The organism is Bacteroides oleiciplenus YIT 12058 (genome assembly GCF_000315485.1).
Taxonomy (GTDB): domain Bacteria; phylum Bacteroidota; class Bacteroidia; order Bacteroidales; family Bacteroidaceae; genus Bacteroides; species Bacteroides oleiciplenus.
Map to the genome: position 1 here is coordinate 112,777 of NZ_JH992943.1, position 21,960 is coordinate 134,736.

A 21,960-nucleotide genomic window follows, 5' to 3' on the forward strand; every position below is an offset into this window, starting at 1 on the left:
AATTGTGTTTGTTTCTTACAATAGATATATTTGTTTCTTACAATAACTGTTGTAAGAAACTTTAATAGTTATAGTATGAATAATTAGATGCAAGGAAAATATTAGTTCATCGCAGCGCAGAGATTAGTTTCTTGCAAGGACAGAATTAGTCTGCCACAAGTGTGGAATTGGCAGGGTAAGACTATCCGTCCCCCCCTGCACCTTCTGAACCTTATCATTCACACACGTGTTATTTATACTATATATACTAAATTCTAAAAACTTCAGAAATCATGGCATACACAATTGCTTTTTTCGGCACCAAGCCCTATGACGAGGCTTCGTTCAATGAGAAGAATAAAGAGTACGATTTTGAACTCCGTTATTATAAAGGACACCTGAACAAACACAACGTGATACTGACACAGGGTGTGGATGCCGTCTGCATATTCGTAAATGACACGGCAGACGCGGACGTGCTGCGTATGATGGCCGATAACGGCGTAAAATTACTGGCATTGCGTTGTGCCGGATACAACAATGTAGACTTGAAAGCAGCAGCCGAATGTGGCATCACGGTGGTACGTGTCCCCGCCTACTCGCCCTATGCCGTAGCTGAATATACCGTTGCCCTCATGCTTTCGCTAAATCGTAAAATTCCTCGTGCCACTTGGCGCACCCGTGACGGTAATTTCTCCCTTCATGGATTGCTCGGCTTCGACATGTACGGAAAAACAGTCGGCATCATCGGCACCGGAAAGATTGCAAAGAAACTCATCATGATTCTGCGCGGCTTCGGAATGAATATTCTGGCTTACGACTTATATCCAGACTATAACTTTGCCCGCGAACACCAGGTAGTATATACCACACTGGACGAACTTTACCACAGTTCGGACATCATTTCCCTGCACTGCCCCCTCACCGAGCAGACCAAATATCTCATCAACGACTACTCCATCAGCAAGATGAAGGACGGCGTAATGATTATAAATACCGGACGTGGACAACTGATACACACCAATGCCCTGATAGAAGGCTTGAAAAACAAGAAAATCGGTTCCGCCGGACTGGATGTGTATGAAGAGGAAAGTGAATACTTCTACGAAGATCAGTCGGACCACATCATCGATGACGACGTACTGGCACGCCTGCTTTCGTTCAATAATGTCATTGTAACTTCCCATCAAGCATTCTTCACCCGGGAAGCATTAGGAAACATTGCTTCGACTACATTGCAGAACATCCGGGAGTTTGCAAGTGGAAAAGCTTTGGAGAATGAAGTAAAAATATAGAATTAACAATTCTGTATAAGTAATAAATAAACAGTAACATCTGGTTATAAACTTTTTCACAACCAGTTTGTTACCTATACATATCAACCATTTAAAAGAAAGGAATAAATTATGAAAAAAGTAATAGACAAAGCAGAAAGCCGTGGACGTGCTCTATATGACTGGCTCGACAGCCACCATACTTTCAGCTTCGACACATACTATAACCCACGCCGTATGAACTTCGGCGCCTTGCGTGTGCTGAACGATGACCGCGTAGCTCCGGGCAAAGGTTTCGGCACCCATCCTCATAAAAATATGGAAATCATTTCCATCCCGTTGAAAGGAAAGCTGAAACATGGCGACAGCCAGAAGAACAGTCGTACCATCACTGTGGGCGACATACAGACCATGAGTGCAGGCACCGGTATTTACCACAGCGAAATGAACGGCAGCGATACCGAACCGGTAGACTTCCTGCAAATCTGGGTAATGCCGGAGAAGCTGAATACAGCACCTGCTTATCAAGACTATGACATCCGCCCATTGCTACGCAAGAATGAAATGACGCTGATTGTTTCGCCGGACGGTGATGCTCCTGCCAAAATGCTGCAGCAAGCATGGTTCTCTATCGGTGAAATAGAGGCTGGAAAGAAGATAGGCTACCACATGCACCAGTCTCACGCAGGTGTGTACATCTTCGTCATCGAAGGTGAAGTGAAAGTAGACGACACCGTACTATCACGCCGTGACGGCATGGGCGTATACGACACCAATAGCTTTGAGTTGGAGACGCTGAAAGACTCGCACATTCTGCTGATAGAAGTGCCGATGTAAGTCTTTTAGATAAAAATAACAGCTAAAAGCCAAGGTTTGTGTAGTGTTTTTCGTAATATTGCGCTATAATTAAACCTGTGCATGAAACTTGATTACATTTACCATAGCGGCTTCGCGATTGAAGCGGACGGAGTGACGGTCATTATCGATTACTATAAAGATTCCTCTGAAACGGAATATAATAAAGGTATCGTCCATGACTATCTGCTGGGAAAACCGGGAGAACTATATGTGCTCTCTTCCCACTTTCACCCCGACCACTTTAATCGCGAAGTTCTTTTATGGAAGGCCGAACGCCCGGACATTCACTACATCTTCTCCAAAGACATCCTGAAACACCGCCGCGCCGCGCGTGAGGATGCCACTTATATTAATAAAGGTGATGTGTACGAAGACCAGAATATCCGTATTGAAGCATTCGGTTCCACGGATGTGGGAATCTCGTTGCTGATTGACCTGCAAGGCGTACGGCTGTTTCATGCCGGAGACTTGAACAACTGGCATTGGAGCGAAGAGTCCACCCCGCAGGAAATCCGGAAAGCGGAAGGCGACTTCCTTGCCGAGGTGAAATGCCTCCAACAGGCCGCCCCTTCGGTAGACGTAGCCATGTTTCCTGTGGACAACCGCATCGGAAAAGATTATATGAGAGGTGCGGAACAATTCGTGGAACGGATAAAAACCGCTATATTTGTACCTATGCATTTCAGCGAGGAATACCAGGGCGGGAATGCTTTCCGGATATTTGCCGAAAGCAAAGGTTGCCGTTTCTTGTCCATAACCCACAGGGGCGAAAGTTTCGATATAACTCAATAAAACATACCTATTATGAAAAATTTGACACAATTTCTTTTAGTACTGTTATGCGTCTGTCTGCCGGCTACCGTGTTTGCGGACCAGAATAAAGACAAAGATGACGACAGCAAGTATCTGGCGGGTGCAGTGCCCGAAGTAGACGGGAAAGTAGTATTCACCAAAGAATTCAGTATTCCCGGCATGTCTCAGGAAGAAATCTTCAAACGCATGCAGAACTGGATGGAAGCACGGTTGAAAAAGAATGAAAACACCAGTCGTGTAGTCTATACCAACCTCGAAGAAGGACAAATTGTAGGTACAGGCGATGAATGGATTGTATTCAGTTCAAGTGCACTCTCACTGGACCGTACAAAAATTCTCTATCAGATTTCCGTGGTTTGTGCACCCGAAAAGTGTACAATGGAAGTAGAAAAAATCCGCTACAACTACCGTGAAGGAAAAGAAAAATATACGGCGGAAGAATGGATTGTAGACAAGTATGCACTAAACAAAGCTAAAACCAAATTAGTGCGCGGCCTTGCCAAATGGCGCAGAAAAACAGTTGACTTTGTAGATGATCTTGCTACGGGGGCAGCCGAAGCCCTGAGTGCTTCCACCGCTAAGAAAGCAACTGAGGCAGTTCAAGCGGAAGAGAAGAAAGAGGAAAAGAGTGTTATCAACTCTGGTCCGATAGTAATTGCACCTAAAACAGCAGTTGAAGTGAAAGCTCCGGCAGAAACGACAAAAACAACAGTGATTCCTGCCACCCCACTTACTCCTGCCACTCCTGCCGCTTCAAACGCAGTGTCTGGTTACAAGGAAGTAGCTCCCGACCAATTACCGACTAATGCCATCCAGATGGGTGCAGGCAAGTTAGTACTCGTAATCGGCTCGGATGCATTCAACATGACCATGATGACGGCTAATGCCGGTGGTTCATTAGGTAAATCATCTGGTAAACCCGTTATATTCAGCTTCCTCTCTCCTGATCAGCCTTACGAACAAATGGAGAAAGCCGAAACTTATACCGTGCGCTTCTATCCGGCCAATCAGACAGAACCGTCTGTTGTTCTTGAATGTAAGAAGATGCCTTCACAAGCTCCTATGGATGGTCAGCCACGCATGTATGTGGGTGAGATTGTGAAAGCATTCGTAAAATAGTGATTAATGGTTAGTGATTAGTGATTAATTACTATGCAGCATAAAGGCGCAGTTCAATTAATCACTAATCACTAATCACCAATCACTGACCACTAACCACTAATCACTAAATTACATGGAAATAAAAAGTAAATTTGACCACTTCAATATCAATGTCACTGACTTGGAACGCAGCATTGCTTTCTATGAAAAGGCATTGGGACTGAAAGAACATCATCGCAAAGAAGCCTCAGACGGTTCTTTTACGCTGGTTTATCTGACGGACGGCAGCACAGGTTTCCTACTGGAGCTGACATGCCTCAAAGAGCATCCGCAAGCTTATGAACTCGGAGAGAACGAAAGCCATCTATGCTTTCGCGTAGCAGGTGATTATGATGCTATCCACCAATATCACAAAGAGATGGGATGGGTATGTTTCGAAAACACATCTATGGGATTATACTTCATTCACGACCCGGATGATTACTGGATTGAAGTTCTTCCGGCAAAATAGGAATAAAAAGTGATAGGGCGATAAAGTGACGGGCATACATCCCTTTACCACTCTATCACCCTATCACTCTTTATTTATGACGATTCGCCCTTTTCTTCCGTATATCCGCCTTCATTTTGGCAGCACCGGAACCATGTTTTCCGGTAACATACGATTTTTTCTTGGCTTTAGTCTTTACCTTTCCATCTTCCTTTGGTTTGTCTTTTTTTCCTTTAAAGACAATACCGCCCATCATTGCATCTTCTACACTCATATACTCGGTTTCTTTTTATTATTATTCTTAAGCCAGCACAAAGATAGTTTTTTTCTGCTAATGGATGGCATTTTTCGTATCTTTGCGACAATTTTTAAAGACTGAATAGAATGAATACTGCTCTGCTTTCCACTGACAAAGACCCGATGGGGGCTGCCATTGCTGATTATTTTAAACGACATAAGGCTGACCGCCTACGAGTTTTTTCTTCACAATTTGATGAGGACGAAATACCGGTTAAAGAATTATTCCGTACGGAAAAGCAAATGCCCGTTCTGGAACGGAGTGCCCTACAATTGGCTACAGGCAAAATTCTGGATGTGGGTGCCGGAAGCGGTTGCCACAGTCTCGCCTTGCAGGAAGCGGGTAAAGACGTGCATGCCATTGATATTTCACCCCTCTCAGTAGAGGTAATGCTGCAACGAGGTGTTCGACACGCTACCTTGACCAATTTGTTCGACGAACACTTCTATGAGTCTTACGACACGATATTAATGCTGATGAATGGTTCGGGCATCATCGGAAAATTGGAAAATCTGCCTGCTTTCTTCAGAAGGATGAAGCAACTGCTTCGTCCAAGTGGCTGTATTCTTATGGATTCCAGCGATTTACGCTATCTATTTGAAGAAGAGGATGGAAGTTTTGTTATCGACCTGGCAGGAGATTATTATGGAGAAGTAGATTTCCAGATGCAATATAAGGATGTTCAGGGAGAGTCGTTCAACTGGCTTTACATTGATTTCCAAACTCTCAGTCTTTATGCTGCCGAGAATGGCTTCCGAGCAGAATTACTAAAAGAGGGAAAACACTATGATTATTTAGCCAAGTTGACCTTAAAATAAGGTCAACTTGGATTGTTGGTTCTTTATTTCTTTGCCAGCATTTCGTCTATCTTCTTCACCAGTGCGGCAAATTCTGTCTCATTGTACAAGCGGGTAAGCATCACAATGCGGCCATCCTTGTCAATAAGCACATTGCGGGTGATTCCAGCTTTACGCAGCGCATATTTGGCAAATATATCTGCACCGGGATCCAAGCCCAACGGATAAGTAATGCCGGTTGATTTACCGAATGCAATCACTTTATCCAGCGGTTCATCACGGTCTATTCCGATAAGGGCGAAACCGGAGTTGTCTTTATGTTTCAACCAAATATCCTTTTCAATGAAAGGCATCTCCTTACGACAAACACCACACCAACTGGCCGTGAACTGCAACATCACCACCTTACCACGAAGCTCGGAGAGGGTGACTTGCTTACCATCTGTCAGGGTAATGGTAAAATCGGGAGCCATCTCCCCTACTTTCACTATGTAACCGACATCATCGGCAGCAGCTTCCTGCGCTTTGCCCGACAGGCTACAAATAGCGAACAGGATAAAAATCAGACTTTGTACTGTTTTCATTAATCATCTATTTTTTAAGTTTTACTCAAAACGGAAACAATAACGGGAGCACAAATATCATCACAATTCCCATAATTATCTGTAAAGGCAAACCAACTTTAACATAATCCATGAATGTATAACGTCCCGCCTGCATCACCAGCGCATTGGGTGGAGTAGAGAACGGAGAAGCAAAACACATACTTGCTGCCACGGTAACGGCAAACAGGAATGGAAAAGGACTCAACTCCAACTGTATGGCAGACTGGAGAGCAATCGGAGCCAGAAGTACCGCCGTAGCCGTATTACTGATAAACATAGTCATCAGCGAAGTAGTGAAGTAAATACCTGCCAACAGCACATATGGTCCATAACTACCAAGCCCGTTCACCAATGATTTAGAGACTAAATCGGATGCTCCGGTCTTTTCCAGAGCCAACGACATAGGCATCATGGCAGCAATCAGTACGATACTTTCCCAGTTGATAGTCTTATATGCTGCCTCAACATTGCGGAAACAGCCGGTAAGTACCATCAGCAGTCCTGCAATCATCACCGCCGTTACGGGAGCAACAGGAATGAAATCGAACATCATCATTACCACCATTCCCAGCATAATAAGCGCAGCAACAGGTGCTTTATGATTAAGTGTCACTTTTGCAGCCTCAGCCAGCGGTTGACCAAGTACTACCCAATCCGAAGGGTCATCATTCAGCCGGGCTATATTCTCCCAAGTACCCTGCACCAGCAATACATCTCCCGAATGCATTTTCTCATCTTTCAGATTCTTTAGGATATACTGGCGTTTGCGCTGAATACCCAGAATGTTCACACCGAACTTCTCGCGGAAACCAGAATCTTTCACCGGTTTGTTCACCAGATTAGATGCAGGCATCAATACGATTTCAGCAATACCGATTTCAGTGAATTCCAGTTCTTCACTCTTAGATTCCACTGCGCCTTCCGCCGTATGTGTATCCAGCAACTTCAATGCATTTTCTTCAGCAAGACGTTTCACATTGGAAAAGTCGCCCAGCACATAGAGAATATCATTCTCCTGAATAACCGTATTAGCAGCAGCCATCTCCTGGCTCATCGTCTTGAAGAAATGACGGCGGGAAGAAGAAGATTGGCGGCGAACTTCCATAATTCCCGCATTATAGCGCTGCGGGATGTTCAATTCTTGTATGGTTTTTCCGGCTAAAGGAGATTTGCTTTCCACTTGCACCCTGCATAAGTTCTGGAACAATTGGTATTCTCCTGCCAATTCTTTCAGTGATTTATTCTTTTTCCCTTTACGAGTTTTATCTCCCTTCTTTGTTAGAAACATCTTGCTCAACGGGATTAACACTATCAACCCGACAGTTACGCAAACCAGTCCCACAGGGGTAAATGAAAAGAAAGTAAGTGGCGCATATCCCGCAGAGGTCAGTGCTTCTTGGATAACAAGGTTAGGCGGTGTACCAATCAACGTCATCATACCACCCATACTACTGGCAAATGCGAGCGGCATCAGCAAGCGGCTGACATTGATTTGTGAACTCATAGCCATACTGACTACGATAGGAAGCATCAAAGCCACTGTTCCGGTATTGCTGACAAAGGCACCGATAAAGGCTGTCACCAATATAATAAGAACAAAAAGTTTCAACTCACTGTCACCGGCCAATTTCAGGATACGACTGCTTATCATCTTCGCCAATCCTGTCTGGAAGATAGCGCCGCCCACAACAAACAGCCCGATCATCATTATCACTACGGAGTTGGAAAAGCCCGTCAGTGCCTCCTCCGGTGTCAGGATACCGGATACTATTAATAACACTAGTGCACAAAGTGCCACTAAATCTGAGCGTACTTTGCCACTCATGAAAAATATCGCAGAAAGAAATAAAATAATGAGGGTAATATACATATAGATATAAAATTTGTCTATTTATAAACACTTCAACACCATTTTTTGTTCTATGAGGTTGCAAATATCACAAAAATCAGAACGATAGACAAGAGGATGAATCCTTTTTGAACTAAATAAACGACAAATATCTCACTAAATTCATAATAAAAGCTGGATTATTAACAATATATTCATACCTTTGAATCCGGGAACAATAGTATAGGCTTACCTCTTTTATCAGTTAAATTCTATAACAATAATGGGAAACGACAACACAATTACAGGCACTTTCAACGGAACAGTTCACTTGGAATACCTGCCATGTATTAATTATGCAATGATCCACAATCACGTGCCTTCATGCAATTTCTGCGAACTAATGAATAACGATGAGGTTGACTGGAACCACATCAAAGTTTCGATAGACGGAGAACTGATTAAGCATTCGGAAAGTATTTTGGAGATAATCCCCAAGGGACAAAACGTACAAATCAATAGTCTGGAAATATTCCCCGAAAACAGAAAACTGATAGAACTGACAGAAGGCATCGACACCCACTTCAACCTGACCATTACCATTTCAGATGAAATAGCTCATCAACAGACATTCCCCATCAAACTGATGGCTTACGACCAATGGACCGGTGCCAGTATTATGCCCGAACTTTTAGTTACTTTTGTCACTCCCAATCACCCTATACTTTCAAGAATAAGCGTAAAGGCTTCACAGTTTCTTGAGAAATGGACGGGCAGCTCTGCCTTAGATGAATACCAGACACAAAATCCCAATCGTGTGCGGGCGCAGGTGGCTGCCATCTATGAAGCTCTACGATCTGAATCTTTGATATATTCTACGGTTCCAGCCAGTTTTGAAACGATGGGACAACGTATCCGTCTGGTGGACAATGTACTCACCAGTAAATTGGGCACGTGCATAGATCTGACTTTACTTTATGCTTCTTGTCTGGAAGCAAATGGTATTCATCCCCTTCTTGTTTTATTGAAAGGGCATATATTCGTAGGTGCATGGCTGACAGAAGATATCTATCACCAGACTGTGGGAGACGATGCTTCTTTCCTACTAAAAGGAAGCGCAAACGGCATTAGCGATATTGTATTGGTAGAAACGACTGCACTTACATCTTCTCAGAATATCTCGTTTGAAGAAGCGGTAACGACAGCTCAAAGGGAACTCAAAGAAGAGAGTAACTTTGAACTGTTCATTGATGTATATAGATGCAGGCTCGATAAAATCCGCCCATTACCACAGCGCATAAATCATAACGGTGAGTGGCAAATAGAAAACAATGGGATAGAGCATGAAAATGCAACCAGAAAAGTAAATCAGTTGGACCGGTACGAAATAAAGCTGGATGACAGCAAGGATGAGATTACCAAGCAGGTTATTTGGGAAAGGAAGTTGCTGGACTTCTCCCTGCGCAATAACCTGATTAATATCAGGCTTGGCAGAAGGGTCATACCTTTCATCTCTTTTGCCATCGACCATCTGGAGGACCACCTGCAAGCCGGAGAGAATTATCAGATATTAGCCAGCCCTACCAAAAGTAAAATAGAACCCGGTGAAACAGGATTGTATGATTCTTCACTCTGGAAAGAGAGCCTGGAAGAGCTAGTAATCAGTGAACTGAAAAACAAAAAGATTCGCTCCTATCTGACCGAAAGCGAGCTACAAAACTCACTCAAATTCGTATATCGAACTTCACGGACTGCCATTGAAGAAAATGGTGCCAATTCATTGTTTTTAGTCTTAGGTGTCCTAAAATGGTATGAATCCACTAAGAGCGTGAAACCTCGCTTTGCTCCTATCCTGCTACTGCCGGTAGACATCATACGACGTGGTGGTACAAGCGGATATATCATCCGCACAAGGGATGAAGAGATTATACTGAACATAACGCTGGTAGAATTATTAAAGCAACAATTTGGGGTAAATCTCTCCGGACTTAACCCATTGCCGAAAGACGACAGCGGCGTAGATCTAAAAAAAATATTTGCTGCGATTCGTACCTGCATCCGCAACATGAAAGGCTGGGATGTAGTAGAAGAATCTATGTTAGGGTTATTCTCATTCAACAAGTTTGTCATGTGGAATGACATCCACAGCAATGCGGATAAGTTAAAAGAGAATCCCATTATAGCCAGCCTGATGGAAAACCGTATCCAATGGCAGGATACGACTCCGGAAGTTGATGCCAGAGAAATAGACAAAAATTGCAAACCTATCAACTTTTCCATTCCTGTCGATGTGGATTCTTCTCAACTGGAAGCCGTCATAGAATCAGGAGAAGGGAAGAGTTTTATACTGCACGGTCCTCCGGGAACCGGAAAATCCCAGACTATCACCAATATGATAGCAAATGCCTTGTACAAAGGAAAACGCGTACTATTTGTTGCAGAAAAAATGGCAGCACTTTCTGTAGTACAAAACCGTCTGACCAGAATAGGATTAAGCCCATTCTGTTTGGAACTACATTCCAATAAGGTTACTAAATCTCATTTCCTGGCTCAGCTTCAAAAAGCCATAGAAGCTATTCATATCCAATCTCCGGTTGAGTTTGAAAGTACTTCCACACAATTGTTTGAGCGGAGAAGAAAGCTGATTGATTACATGGAAGCATTGCATCATCCTCATGCGTCCGGCTTTTCTCTTTATGACTGCATTACAAATTATCTGTCTATACAAGGGGATGAACTCTCAATTGACTTTTCCCTATTGAATGGCATCACAAAAGATAAACTTACAGCATTTTGCGAGAAGATACAGGAATTGGATACAGTTTTCCTGATAACAGGACATCCACAGGAACATCCATTAAAAGGATTAGAACCGTACAATACTTCCTTAGAAAATTGCCAAAAGTTGCAAAATGGATTCAGACATCTCATAGATTTATTCAATCTGATTACAGCCAATAGAAAATCTCTTTCAAACAATCTGGGAATCTCAATACCGGATAGTTGGGAAGGAATCAACTGGATGAGTAAAATAAGTGATTTACTACTTTCAATTCCATATCTGAACAAATCATTATTAGAGATAAGCGGAAATGCCAACCTGATAGAAGAGTGGAAAGATATTATCCTGTCAGGTCGTGAACGAGACCGGATGCAAACAGAACTGGGCAAAAACTATGCACCGCAAATTCTTCAAGAGAACGTATTCATCCTCCAACAAGAATGGAAAGCAATTGAGATGAAGTGGTTCTTACCGAAATTCTTCGCAAAACGTTCCTACCTCAAGAAACTAAGACTTTACAATACGAGTTTACAGGCAGCACAAATACCCGGGCTTTTAGAAAGGCTTGATGCTTATCAAAAAAATAATAAAATAGTCCAGGAACAGTCTTCCGAATTATCATCCTTCTTTGGTTTCTTTGGAAAAAAGAATAAGGAGAGATGGGATGATATTGCTTCCATATTAGAAAGTCTGCCGATGATTTACAGCGCTTTAATGGATTTTGCTGAGATAATCCAACAGCCGTTCACAGAAGTCCTTAATCAATTTACAAGTAAGGTTAGCATTGATTGGAACACACTTCAACAGTCTAATGAAGATGCATTCAGACAATCCATCAATACCATCAATGAACTGAATGCAGTTCTTAATGGACTGAAAGACCTATGCTACATGCAAATGCCTGACAACGACCTCGAAATGAAATTACCAGTCCTCCTTAACACATGGCTGGCACATTTCAATCTGATTAAAGATTGGGGACAATGGTGCATCCGCAAGAAAGAACTAGAGTCCCAACATCTTTCCGAAGTAATCAACTATATCACCGATAAACACAAAACAGGATTAGAAGCGGCAGATGCATATATGAAAGGTGTTTATCATCAATTAGCAATAAAGACCGTTGATGCAGATGAGACTTTGCGACTTTTCAACGGATTGCTGTTTGAGGAAATGATTAATAAGTATAAGCTGCTGACTACAGAATTTCAGGAATTGAGTAAAAAAGAGCTATATTGCAGATTGGCAGCAAAGATACCTTCCCTGACAATGGAAGCTGCATCCAGCTCCGAGATAGGAATCCTGAAAAGAAATATCTCCAATGGAGGACGTGGTACGTCCATCCGAAGAATCATAGACCAAATACCAACCTTGCTGCCCAAACTGTGTCCATGCATGTTGATGAGTCCGATATCAGTAGCGCAATATATTGATCTGGATGCAGAGAAGTTCGACCTTGTCATCTTTGATGAAGCTTCCCAGATGCCTACCAGTGAAGCTGTCGGTGCGATAGCCCGGGGTAAAGCATTGGTTGTGGTAGGCGACCCCAAACAAATGCCGCCAACAAGTTTCTTTTCCTCTTCACAAGTCGACGAGGAAGAAGCTGAATTTGATGATATGGAGAGTATCTTGGATGATTGTATCTCACTGTCAATTCCATCCCGCTATCTAACCTGGCATTACCGTAGTAAACACGAAAGTCTGATTGCTTTCAGCAATTCCCAATATTACAATGGGAAATTATATACTTTCCCTTCCGTAGACGACAGGGTCTCAAAAGTACGCTTAGTTCAGGTCAATGGTTCGTATGACAAAGGACGTACACGCAGTAACCATGCAGAAGCAGAAGCGATTGTGAAGGAAATACTGCATCGTTTGCAAACACCGGAACTCTCCGAAAGAAGCATAGGTGTAGTGTCTTTCAGCCAGGTACAACAGAATCTGATAGAAGACATGTTGATAGAGGAATTGAACAAATATCCGGAATTAGAAGAAAAAGCTTTCCAAAGTAATGAACCTATCTTCATTAAGAATCTGGAGAATGTGCAAGGTGATGAACGGGATATCATACTTTTCTCTATAGGATACGGGCCAGACAAGAATGGCAATGTCTCTATGAATTTCGGTCCGCTGAACAATCAAGGTGGTGAGCGCCGTCTGAATGTGGCCGTATCCCGTGCCCGCTATGAAATGATTATCTTCTCTACCTTGCGTTCTGAGCAAATAGATTTGAAACGTACCAAGTCCAGAGGCGTGGAAGGATTAAAGAAATTCCTGGAATTTGCAGAACGTGGCACCTCTCCTATTCCGGCAGTCCAACTTCAGAATCAAAAACAAAGTGATTTAATAACTCTGATAGCGCAAGAACTTACTCAGCGCGGTTATAAAGTGGACACTCTGGTAGGACGTTCAAACTTTAAGGTTGATTTGGCTATTGTAAACCCGGAGCAGCCGGATACATATATCTTAGGAATATTGTGTGACGGCAAAAATTATTATGAAACCAAAACCACCAGAGACCGTGAGATTGTGCAACCCAACGTCTTGCAGATGCTTCACTGGAATGTCATGCGTGTATGGTCCGTCGATTGGTTTGAGCATAAAGAGAATGTAGTGGAACGCATTATCAAAAAGCTGGAGGATGTAAAGAAAGTAAAAGTAGAAGAACAATCTCCCCTTCCAATACAGCCTGCTGTTCTGAAAACATTCAGCATAGAAAATGAACCTGTTGTAGAATTAGTGAACAGCCGCGAGAAAGAATATGTTTTTGCTGATTTGCCAGAAATAAGCTATAGTACGGATATTGACAAGGTAATGACCTCATCCTATCAGGTAAAAAGGCAACTTGAGCAAATTGTACGAATTGAACAGCCTATAACGAATACCTTGTTATATAAAAGAATCTTGCGCATCTGGAAATTGACAAGAGTGACCACCCGGTTACAAGGATTCATTGACGATCTTCTCAAAGATGTATATAAAGATCCCTTATCGGGAAATTCTATTATCTACTGGGAAAGCGAAGAGAAGGCAAAAAACGCTGACTTTTACCGCATCAATTCCAAACGTGACATTCTGGACATTCCTGTTTTAGAGGTAATGAGTGCCGCCCGCTATGCTATAGAACAACAGATTTCCATGCCGATAGAAGACTTAAAACGGCTGACTTCCCAGCTTCTGGGTTTCAGCAGAAAAGGAGCAAATTTAGATATGGTGACGGAACAGGCTATACAAATTCTGATTAATAGAGGAATATTCAAGTGTACAGATGGAATGGTATCCATGAACAATTAAAGTTCATGGACGCACTACCCCCAGATACGTCTATGACAATTTATAAAAGCTGAGAAATTCAACTCAGTATGGTTTAAAACAAAAAATCCGAAACCTTTAAGATTTCGGATTTCTCATCGAGGTTCCTGGCGGATTCGAACCGCCGTACACGGTTTTGCAGACCGCTGACTAAGCCACTCATCCAAGGAACCGTCTTTTTTGTTTGCGGTTGCAAAGGTAGTACATTTTTTGAATATACCAACTATCCGCAGCATTTTTTCTTCTTTTCTTTTTTAGCGACACTGCACTCTGCACGCTTCTCGTCCATCAATCGCTTTAATTCACAACCGGTTACGCAATTAGCACACGGATTACCATTTTCTTTTGTCCGGCGAAGAAAAGTATAAATACCCCAACCGATCCGAACAATACACAATAGTAACAGAATTGCCACTACCCATTGTTGCCAGTTCATCATACAAATAATCCTCCTATTTTATATATAGCAAATGCCATCACCCATGCAAGCAGCGAGGTGTACACTGCAGTAAACAGTGCCCATTTCCAGCTACCGGATTCTTGCTTGATAGCCACAATCGTAGCAATACACGGGAAATATATAAGTACGAATACCATATAGCAGAAGGCTACCAGTGGCGTGATGGGAATACGTTCGGCAAGACTTACCACATCGGCTTCCGCATCATTCGTATAAAGTACTCCCAGCGTACTTACCACCAATTCTTTGGCTCCTACACCCGAAAGTATGCCAATACCCAGTTTCCAGTCAAAGCCCAACGGTTCAATAACCGGTTCCATCGCTTTTCCTATCTGTCCGATGTAAGAATTTTCCTGCTGCTCGGCAACAGTCTCATACGCATCATGGTCAGGATAATAGCCCAATGCCCATATCACGATAGAAGCTATCATGATAATGCCTCCCATCTTGCGGAGATATTGCGCCCCCTTCTCCCACGTATGCCGGAAAATGGCTTTGGCAGTCGGCAGGCGATAAGGCGGAAGCTCCATAACGAACGGAGTATCATCTCCCTTTACCAGAAAACGACTGAACAAACGTGCCAGCAACACCGCCAGCAGAATACCTATCGAGTATATAAGCAACAATATCAGACTGCCATTGTTCGGGAAGAATGCGCCTACCAGCAATAAATAAATCGGCAAGCGGGCACTACATGACATCAATGGATTGACGAGCATAGTAATCAAGCGACTCTTGCGGTTTTCAATGGTACGTGAAGCCATAATGGCAGGAACATTGCATCCGAAGCCCATAATCAAAGGGATAAAGGATTTACCATGCAACCCCATCTTATGCATAATCTTATCCATAATAAACGCTGCGCGTGCCATATAACCGGAATCTTCCATCAACGAGATGCAGAAGTAAAGAATAAGAATATTCGGCAAGAAGACAATAACACCACCCACACCGCCTACAATACCGTCTACCAGCAAATCTTTCAGCGGACCATCTGACATATTATCACGTATAAGGTTTCCAAGAACCTCCACCAGCCATTCAATGCCCATCATCGGATATTCGCCAAGCACGAATGTCCCTTCAAACATGAGGTACATAAAGAGAAAGAAAATAGGAAATCCCCAGAAACGATGCGTCACGATAGAATCTATCACACGGGTCGTGTGCTCCTTATCCAAATGATTATCCACAAAAGTTTCTTTAAGAGCACCGGAGATAAAACCATACTTGGCATCGGTAATTGCCTGGTCGCAATCCTCATTCAGCACTTCACGGATACGATGACTCTCCTGATCTCGGACAACCATGATTTCTTTGCCATTAGGTAAAGCTTTGATTAATTTTTCTACATCAGGATCATTTTCCAACAGCTTGATAGCCAGAAAACGAGTAGAGTATTTATGCCTGATATCCTCATTCTCACTGATAATATGCTTTACTTCTTCAATGCTACGTTCCAGTTCCGGTCCATGATTAATGTGAATATGGCGATAAAAACCATGATGGCTTCCTTCTTCTTTATGAGCACCAGCGCTATAGCCAGGCACAAATTCCTTATGCCATTCCCGCAAATCTTTTAAAACTTCAGTACGTACATTCTCTTTTTGGTCCAGGAAGTCGGCACCTTCGTAAATGCTGATAACAACATGGAAAAGATCCTCGATACCTTTACCTGTGCGTGAGACTGTGGGCACCATAGGAACACCGAACAATTGGCTGAGTGTCATATAATCCAACGTATTACCACTGGCCTCCAATTCGTCGTACATATTGAGGGCCATCACCATGCGCACATTCATATCAATCAGTTGGGTGGTGAGGTAAAGATTACGTTCCAGATTGGAAGAATCTACTACATTGATAACGATGTCCGGCGTCTCATTGATAATGTGATGGCGGACATACATTTCTTCGGGACTATAAGCCGATAACGAATACGTACCGGGCAAGTCGACAATGCGGAATTGATAACCCTGAAAATTAAAATAACCTTCCTTTGCATCCACTGTTACACCGCTATAGTTGCCGACGTGCTCATGTGAACCGGAAGCAATATTGAACAGAGAAGTTTTTCCACAATTAGGATTACCTACCAAAGCGACATTGATGGTACGGCGTTTGCCAAGGGCGATGCGTTTCAGTACTTCGTCACCCGGGTAAATATCTTCGCTCATTCCGGGGTGATAATCTTGCTTCGTCGCTTGTTCTTTCGCTTCCTGTTCGCTGATAATTTCAATCATCCCTGCTTCCTGACGACGCAGAGAGATTTCATAACCCATTACTTTATATTTGATAGGGTCTTTCAACGGGGCATTCAGCAAAACTTCCACAGTTTTGCCTTTGATGAAACCCATCTCTACAATTCGTTTACGGAAACCGCCGTGTCCCAGTACTTTAACGATTACACCTTTTTCTCCTGTTTTTAATTCGGACAAACGCATAGTCTTCTCTCTTTCATTAATTTTGGTGCAAAGATAAATGTTTTGCTTGTAGCGCACAAATTATTTAGATTGTTTTTAAATAAGGGATAAAAAAGGGCATGTTTCCAAAAGATAATTACTGGGAATAATCGAATAAAATGTATCTTTGCGGCATGAACAAGAAAAAGATAGCGCAATATATTGAGCAGGAAAAGCTTTTCACCTTGAAAGATAAAATCTTGGTGACACTGAGTGGCGGAGCGGACTCAGTAGCATTATTGCATCTGCTTCTTGATATGGGATACACCTGTGAAGCAGCGCATTGCAACTTTCATCTGCGGGGTGACGAGTCGGACCGGGATGAGACATTTGTCCGCCAACTCTGCCTGCAACTGGAAATCCCGTTACATATCCGGCATTTCCGGACTACGGAAGAAGCCACCCAGCGACACATCTCCATCGAAATGGCAGCACGGGAATTGCGTTATGCTTGGTTTGAAGAACTCCGCCTGAAACAAAGGGCCGATGTCATCGCCGTAGCTCATCACAAAGACGACAGTGTAGAAACCCTCCTGCTAAACCTTATCCGCGGAACAGGTATCAACGGGTTACTGGGCATTCGTCCCAAAAACGGAAATATTGTCCGTCCTTTGCTATGCATCGATCGGAAAGAAATAACAGAATATCTGCAAGAAATCGGACAACCTTACATAACAGATAGCACCAACCTGCAAGATGAATACACCCGCAACAAAATACGCCTCAACCTTCTACCCCTGATGCAAGAAATCAATCCTTCGGTAAAGGAGAGCCTTCTCCGCACCGCAAAACATCTGAATGATGCAGCCCTATTATATAAAAGAGGTATAGAAGAAGGAAAGCAAAAGGTGCAGACCGGACAAGGCATTCTGATACAAGCCCTACTTGAGGAACCCGCCCCGGAAACTTTATTGTTTGAGATTTTATCTCCGTTGGGATTCAATGGCACCCAAATAAAAGATATATTCGCCTCTCTGAATGGACAGCCGGGAAAAATATTTCTCAGCAAAGAATGGCGCGTCATCAAAGACCGGACATTATTGTTGATAGCCCCTATCTGTTCTGCTGATTCTTCAACCATATTATCTCCAGACGATGGTGCCCTCCCCTTCCAACTCACGATGGAAGAACGGGAACTCACAAACGACTTCGTCATTCCGCGCGACCGGAATACAGCTTGCTTCGATGCAGATAAATTAGAATCCCTCACCGTAAGACGTTGCCGCCAAGGCGACAGCTTCATCCCCTTCGGCATGACAGGGCGAAAGAAAGTCAGCGATTACCTTACAGACCGTAAATTCTCCCTTTCACGCAAAGAGCAGCAATGGGTGCTTTGTAGCGGCAACCACATTATCTGGCTGATAGGCGAACGCACCGACAACCGTTTCAGGATAGATGAGAATACCCGCAGGATAATCATAGTGAAATTTATCCCGTAAGACCAGCCATACCACCCCCTCTCCCTGCAATAGTTTAATACCGAAATAGCGAAAACTAATTCGTTCCACCATGGGGTACTTTTCGTTCCCTCATAAGGTTCTTTTCGTCCCTACATAAGGGAACGAAAAGTACCCCATGGTGGAACGAATTAATATTCACATAAAAAAAGGTTATCTCCCGCATGAACAGGAAATAACCATCTATAGAAAATCAATTAATTATTTAAAGAATAATTCTCGCTTCCTTCTGCCGTCCAAAACAGTCCGAAAGCAACACAGCAAATGGAGTATCATACGTCCGCGCCTTGAATGGACATCCTTTGACGCAAGCACAGCACTTAATACATTTCTCTGCAATCGTATTGCACTCGTCACCTTTTACAATAGCTCCTGACGGACAATGAGCCGCACAAATACCGCAATGCGTACACAGTTCAGCATCCACTTCCGGCACACGTGGCAAAGGCACTCCACTCTTACGTAGTTTTATCACCCGCCGCAAAAACTTAAAAAGTGGCAAGAAAGGCTGACGGGGACGTTGAATACGGTTCACATCTACCGGATACAAATGTTCCATATCCGTAGCCGCATTAATTTTCGTCCGTAACTTTGCACCAAACTCCTCCGCATACTGCAAATCGTTCGCATCTGGACGCCCTGCAGCAACCGGATGTTGCTCCGTACTATAAGAATGCTCTCCCACAAACGTTGCCCCTGCAACCACTTTGAAGCCCTTGGCAGAAGCAAATGCATCCAACTCCACCAAAGCCTTCTCATAAGCACGGTTACCATATACCACTACCAGCACTACCGGGGATCCCGATGTACGAACTCCTTGCAAGCGTTCCATAGCCAAAGGAGCCACTTTGCCACCATATACCGGAACTGCAACTATGGTCAATGTATCCTCTGCAATATCCACTTCGGCAGCATGCAATGTTAAATCAGTCGTAATTATATTTGTTAGCCCTGTTCCGCGAACAATTGCCTCGCCAACTTGTTTAGAGGTACGAGTGGGCGAGAAACAGATGAGATGAACTTCGTTTATATCCATAATTTTACGCACTTTTTCTTAGTTTATCAAGCAAAGATAAAGTTTTAAAATTAAAAAAAAGACGAATTGTTTATGAAACCAAAAATATTTATTACCTTTGTGCCGTTGAAACAATCTGCAACTCCTAAGTGCGGGTAGTTAATCAGATTTCCGGTTCAATAATAAATATCCCATAACCATAGTATTTTAAATAAAAAGGTATATTTGCCACGTTGCTTGTGACGACAACCGCAGCTGTGTGAGCATATCTGTCCAATAACAAAAGAAATATTAAATCATTCACATATATACTGTATGTATAATATCATTCAATTGAACGACAAAAATTTGTCGGAACTTCAAACTATTGCCCAAGAACTGGGTATCAAAAAAACAGACTCACTAAAAAAAGAAGAACTTGTTTACAAGATACTTGATGAACAAGCCATCGCAGGTGCTACCAAGAAGGTTGCCGCTGAAAAGCTGAAAGAAGAGCGTAAAGTAGACAGACAAGAGAAACGTACCCGCGTAACCGTGAAAAAAGAGAGTACTGACAAAGTTTTCACCGCCAATAAAAACGGTGATCTCACCAAGGCAAAAGCTGAGGCTACAGCCGCATCCGCCAAGGTAAGGCCAATAACAGAGGCAGCAAAAACACCGGCAGCAGAAAAAGCTCCTGAAGTAACCGTAACCGCCACTCCCGAAAAGGCCGAAGATTCTACCACCCCGAAGCGTAAGCCGGGACGTCCGCGCAAAGCCAAATCAGAAGAAAAAACGCCCGCGCCGATTGTAAAAGAAGAGCCCCAGAAAACAGAACCGGAGCTAAGTTTTGAAGCCGAAACGCCCAAAACATCAACATCTAAAATACCAGCTCCGAAAGTGGTAGCGCCGCAAGTAGTAAAAAAAGTCGTAGTGGAAGATAGTCCTATTCTGTCAGAACCCGAAGACGACTTTATTCCCATCGAAGACCTGCCGACCGAAAAAGTGGAACTTCCTTCTGAACTTCTCGGTAAATTCGAAGCTACCAAAGCTGAAACTCCTGCAGTGGCACCCATAACAGAACCTGCACCTGCAATGGCACAACGCCCACGTCTTCGTCCTCGTGACAACAATAACAATACTCCTTACAATAATAACAATCGCAATAACAACCAACGCCCTGTGCAACAGCAGCGTCCTGTGCAGCCACAAAACGGTGGTGAAAACTATGCTCCTGTCCCAGAACGCAGAACTGTGATTGAACGTGAAAAAGTATACGAATTCGATGATATCCTGACCGGAACCGGTGTACTGGAAATTATGCAGGACGGTTACGGTTTCCTTCGTTCTTCCGATTATAATTACCTCTCCTCACCGGACGATATTTATGTATCACAATCACAAATCAAACTCTTCGGCCTGAAAACCGGCGATGTTGTAGATGGTGTTATTCGTCCGCCGAAAGAAGGAGAAAAATATTTCCCATTGGTAAAAGTGGAGAAAATAAACGGACGTGACCCAGCCTTCGTGCGCGACCGTGTACCTTTCGAACATCTTACCCCACTGTTCCCCGATGAGAAGTTCAGACTGTGCAAAGGTGGCTATTCCGACTCAATGTCTGCCCGCGTAGTCGACCTCTTCGCTCCTATCGGTAAAGGTCAGCGTGCACTAATTGTGGCACAGCCCAAGACCGGTAAGACCATCTTGATGAAAGACATCGCTAACGCTATTGCAGCAAACCACCCAGAAGTTTACATGATTATGTTGCTCATCGATGAGCGCCCCGAAGAAGTAACCGACATGGCACGCACCGTAAATGCTGAAGTTATCGCTTCTACTTTCGACGAGCCTGCCGAACGTCACGTAAAGATCGCCGGCATCGTACTGGAAAAAGCAAAAAGACTGGTGGAATGTGGTCATGATGTAGTTATCTTCCTTGATTCTATCACCCGTTTGGCACGTGCTTACAACACGGTTTCCCCAGCTTCCGGTAAAGTACTTTCCGGTGGTGTGGACGCTAACGCGCTGCATAAGCCCAAACGATTCTTCGGCGCTGCCCGTAACATTGAGAATGGCGGCTCACTCACCATTCTGGCTACTGCGTTGATTGACACCGGTTCTAAGATGGATGAAGTTATCTTCGAAGAATTTAAGGGTACAGGTAACATGGAGTTGCAGCTCGACCGCAATTTGTCCAACAAGCGTATCTACCCTGCCGTCAACATTGTTGCTTCCAGCACTCGCCGCGACGACCTGTTGCAGGACAAGCAAACGCTGGACCGCATGTGGATACTCCGCAAATACCTGGCCGACATGAACCCGATAGAAGCTATGGACTTCGTGAAGGATCGCATGGAAAAGACCAGAGACAACGACGAATTCCTATTGAGCATGAACAGCTAAGACTATCCTCTTACAATATCGTACAAAAGCTTTCAATTACGTTCAAA

15 protein-coding genes and 1 tRNA gene are annotated in these 21,960 nt (G+C 43.5%); 9 read left to right on the forward strand and 7 right to left on the reverse strand.

Annotation, left to right across the window (positions count from 1 at the left end; translation table 11 throughout):
- Positions 1 to 272 precede the first annotated feature (272 nt).
- From HMPREF9447_RS16985 to HMPREF9447_RS17005, 5 genes are all read left to right on the forward strand, one after another.
- Positions 273 to 1,274 (forward strand): 2-hydroxyacid dehydrogenase, encoded by a 1,002-nt coding sequence (locus HMPREF9447_RS16985; protein ID WP_009130989.1) that lies wholly within the window; start codon positions 273 to 275, stop codon positions 1,272 to 1,274.
- A gap of 111 nt (positions 1,275 to 1,385) precedes the next feature.
- Positions 1,386 to 2,090, forward strand: a complete 705-nt coding sequence (locus tag HMPREF9447_RS16990; RefSeq protein WP_009130990.1) for a pirin family protein — start codon at positions 1,386 to 1,388, stop codon at positions 2,088 to 2,090.
- 81 nt (positions 2,091 to 2,171) lie between these two features.
- The gene (locus tag HMPREF9447_RS16995; RefSeq protein ID WP_009130991.1) at positions 2,172 to 2,903 is read left to right on the forward strand and encodes an MBL fold metallo-hydrolase; all 732 of its coding nucleotides are present in this window, start codon (positions 2,172 to 2,174) and stop codon (positions 2,901 to 2,903) included.
- A gap of 12 nt (positions 2,904 to 2,915) precedes the next feature.
- Positions 2,916 to 4,043 carry a DUF4468 domain-containing protein gene (locus HMPREF9447_RS17000; RefSeq protein WP_009130992.1) on the forward strand — a complete coding sequence of 376 codons (1,128 nt, stop codon included), beginning with the start codon at positions 2,916 to 2,918 and terminating at the stop codon, positions 4,041 to 4,043.
- A 115-nt stretch (positions 4,044 to 4,158) separates the two neighbouring features.
- The gene (locus HMPREF9447_RS17005) at positions 4,159 to 4,536 is read left to right on the forward strand and encodes a VOC family protein (RefSeq protein WP_009130993.1); all 378 of its coding nucleotides are present in this window, start codon (positions 4,159 to 4,161) and stop codon (positions 4,534 to 4,536) included.
- A gap of 70 nt (positions 4,537 to 4,606) precedes the next feature.
- On the opposite strand, the gene HMPREF9447_RS17010 is transcribed toward HMPREF9447_RS17005, so the two are convergent.
- Positions 4,607 to 4,789, reverse strand: coding sequence for a hypothetical protein (locus tag HMPREF9447_RS17010; protein WP_009130994.1), 183 nt, complete (start codon positions 4,787 to 4,789; stop codon positions 4,607 to 4,609).
- Positions 4,790 to 4,899: 110 nt separating this feature from the next.
- On the opposite strand from HMPREF9447_RS17010, the gene HMPREF9447_RS17015 reads away from it, so the two are divergent.
- Positions 4,900 to 5,631, forward strand: coding sequence for a class I SAM-dependent methyltransferase (locus tag HMPREF9447_RS17015; protein ID WP_009130995.1), 732 nt, complete (start codon positions 4,900 to 4,902; stop codon positions 5,629 to 5,631).
- A gap of 23 nt (positions 5,632 to 5,654) precedes the next feature.
- Here HMPREF9447_RS17015 and HMPREF9447_RS17020 read toward each other — a convergent pair whose 3' ends face one another.
- Both HMPREF9447_RS17020 and HMPREF9447_RS17025 read right to left on the reverse strand, forming a co-directional pair.
- Positions 5,655 to 6,194, reverse strand: a complete 540-nt coding sequence (locus HMPREF9447_RS17020; RefSeq protein WP_009130996.1) for a TlpA family protein disulfide reductase — start codon at positions 6,192 to 6,194, stop codon at positions 5,655 to 5,657.
- 25 nt (positions 6,195 to 6,219) lie between these two features.
- Positions 6,220 to 8,085 (reverse strand): SLC13 family permease, encoded by a 1,866-nt coding sequence (locus tag HMPREF9447_RS17025; RefSeq protein WP_009130997.1) that lies wholly within the window; start codon positions 8,083 to 8,085, stop codon positions 6,220 to 6,222.
- Positions 8,086 to 8,326: 241 nt separating this feature from the next.
- Here HMPREF9447_RS17025 and HMPREF9447_RS17030 point away from each other — a divergent pair, with 241 nt between their 5' ends.
- Complete coding sequence (locus HMPREF9447_RS17030) at positions 8,327 to 14,119, forward strand: DUF3320 domain-containing protein (protein ID WP_009130998.1); 5,793 nt, start codon at positions 8,327 to 8,329, stop codon at positions 14,117 to 14,119.
- A 119-nt stretch (positions 14,120 to 14,238) separates the two neighbouring features.
- Here HMPREF9447_RS17030 and HMPREF9447_RS17035 read toward each other — a convergent pair.
- From HMPREF9447_RS17035 to feoB, 3 genes are all read right to left on the reverse strand, one after another.
- Positions 14,239 to 14,310 (reverse strand) — tRNA-Cys (locus HMPREF9447_RS17035).
- A 50-nt stretch (positions 14,311 to 14,360) separates the two neighbouring features.
- Positions 14,361 to 14,576: a hypothetical protein gene (locus tag HMPREF9447_RS17040; RefSeq protein ID WP_009130999.1), complete on the reverse strand. Its 216-nt coding sequence runs from the start codon at positions 14,574 to 14,576 to the stop codon at positions 14,361 to 14,363.
- Entirely contained in the window at positions 14,573 to 17,041 is a 2,469-nt protein-coding gene (feoB, locus tag HMPREF9447_RS17045) for a ferrous iron transport protein B (protein ID WP_044138321.1), read from the reverse strand. Before feoB ends, HMPREF9447_RS17040 begins: the two co-directional genes overlap by 4 nt.
- Before the next feature lie 152 nt (positions 17,042 to 17,193).
- Between feoB and tilS the strand changes: the two genes are divergently transcribed.
- Positions 17,194 to 18,498, forward strand: a complete 1,305-nt coding sequence (gene tilS, locus HMPREF9447_RS17050; protein WP_044138420.1) for a tRNA lysidine(34) synthetase TilS — start codon at positions 17,194 to 17,196, stop codon at positions 18,496 to 18,498.
- 223 nt (positions 18,499 to 18,721) lie between these two features.
- Here tilS and HMPREF9447_RS17055 read toward each other — a convergent pair whose 3' ends face one another.
- Positions 18,722 to 19,552, reverse strand: coding sequence for a 4Fe-4S binding protein (locus HMPREF9447_RS17055; RefSeq protein WP_009131002.1), 831 nt, complete (start codon positions 19,550 to 19,552; stop codon positions 18,722 to 18,724).
- A 294-nt stretch (positions 19,553 to 19,846) separates the two neighbouring features.
- Here HMPREF9447_RS17055 and rho point away from each other — a divergent pair, with 294 nt between their 5' ends.
- Entirely contained in the window at positions 19,847 to 21,913 is a 2,067-nt protein-coding gene (rho, locus tag HMPREF9447_RS17060) for a transcription termination factor Rho (protein ID WP_009131003.1), read from the forward strand.
- Positions 21,914 to 21,960 lie beyond the last annotated feature (47 nt).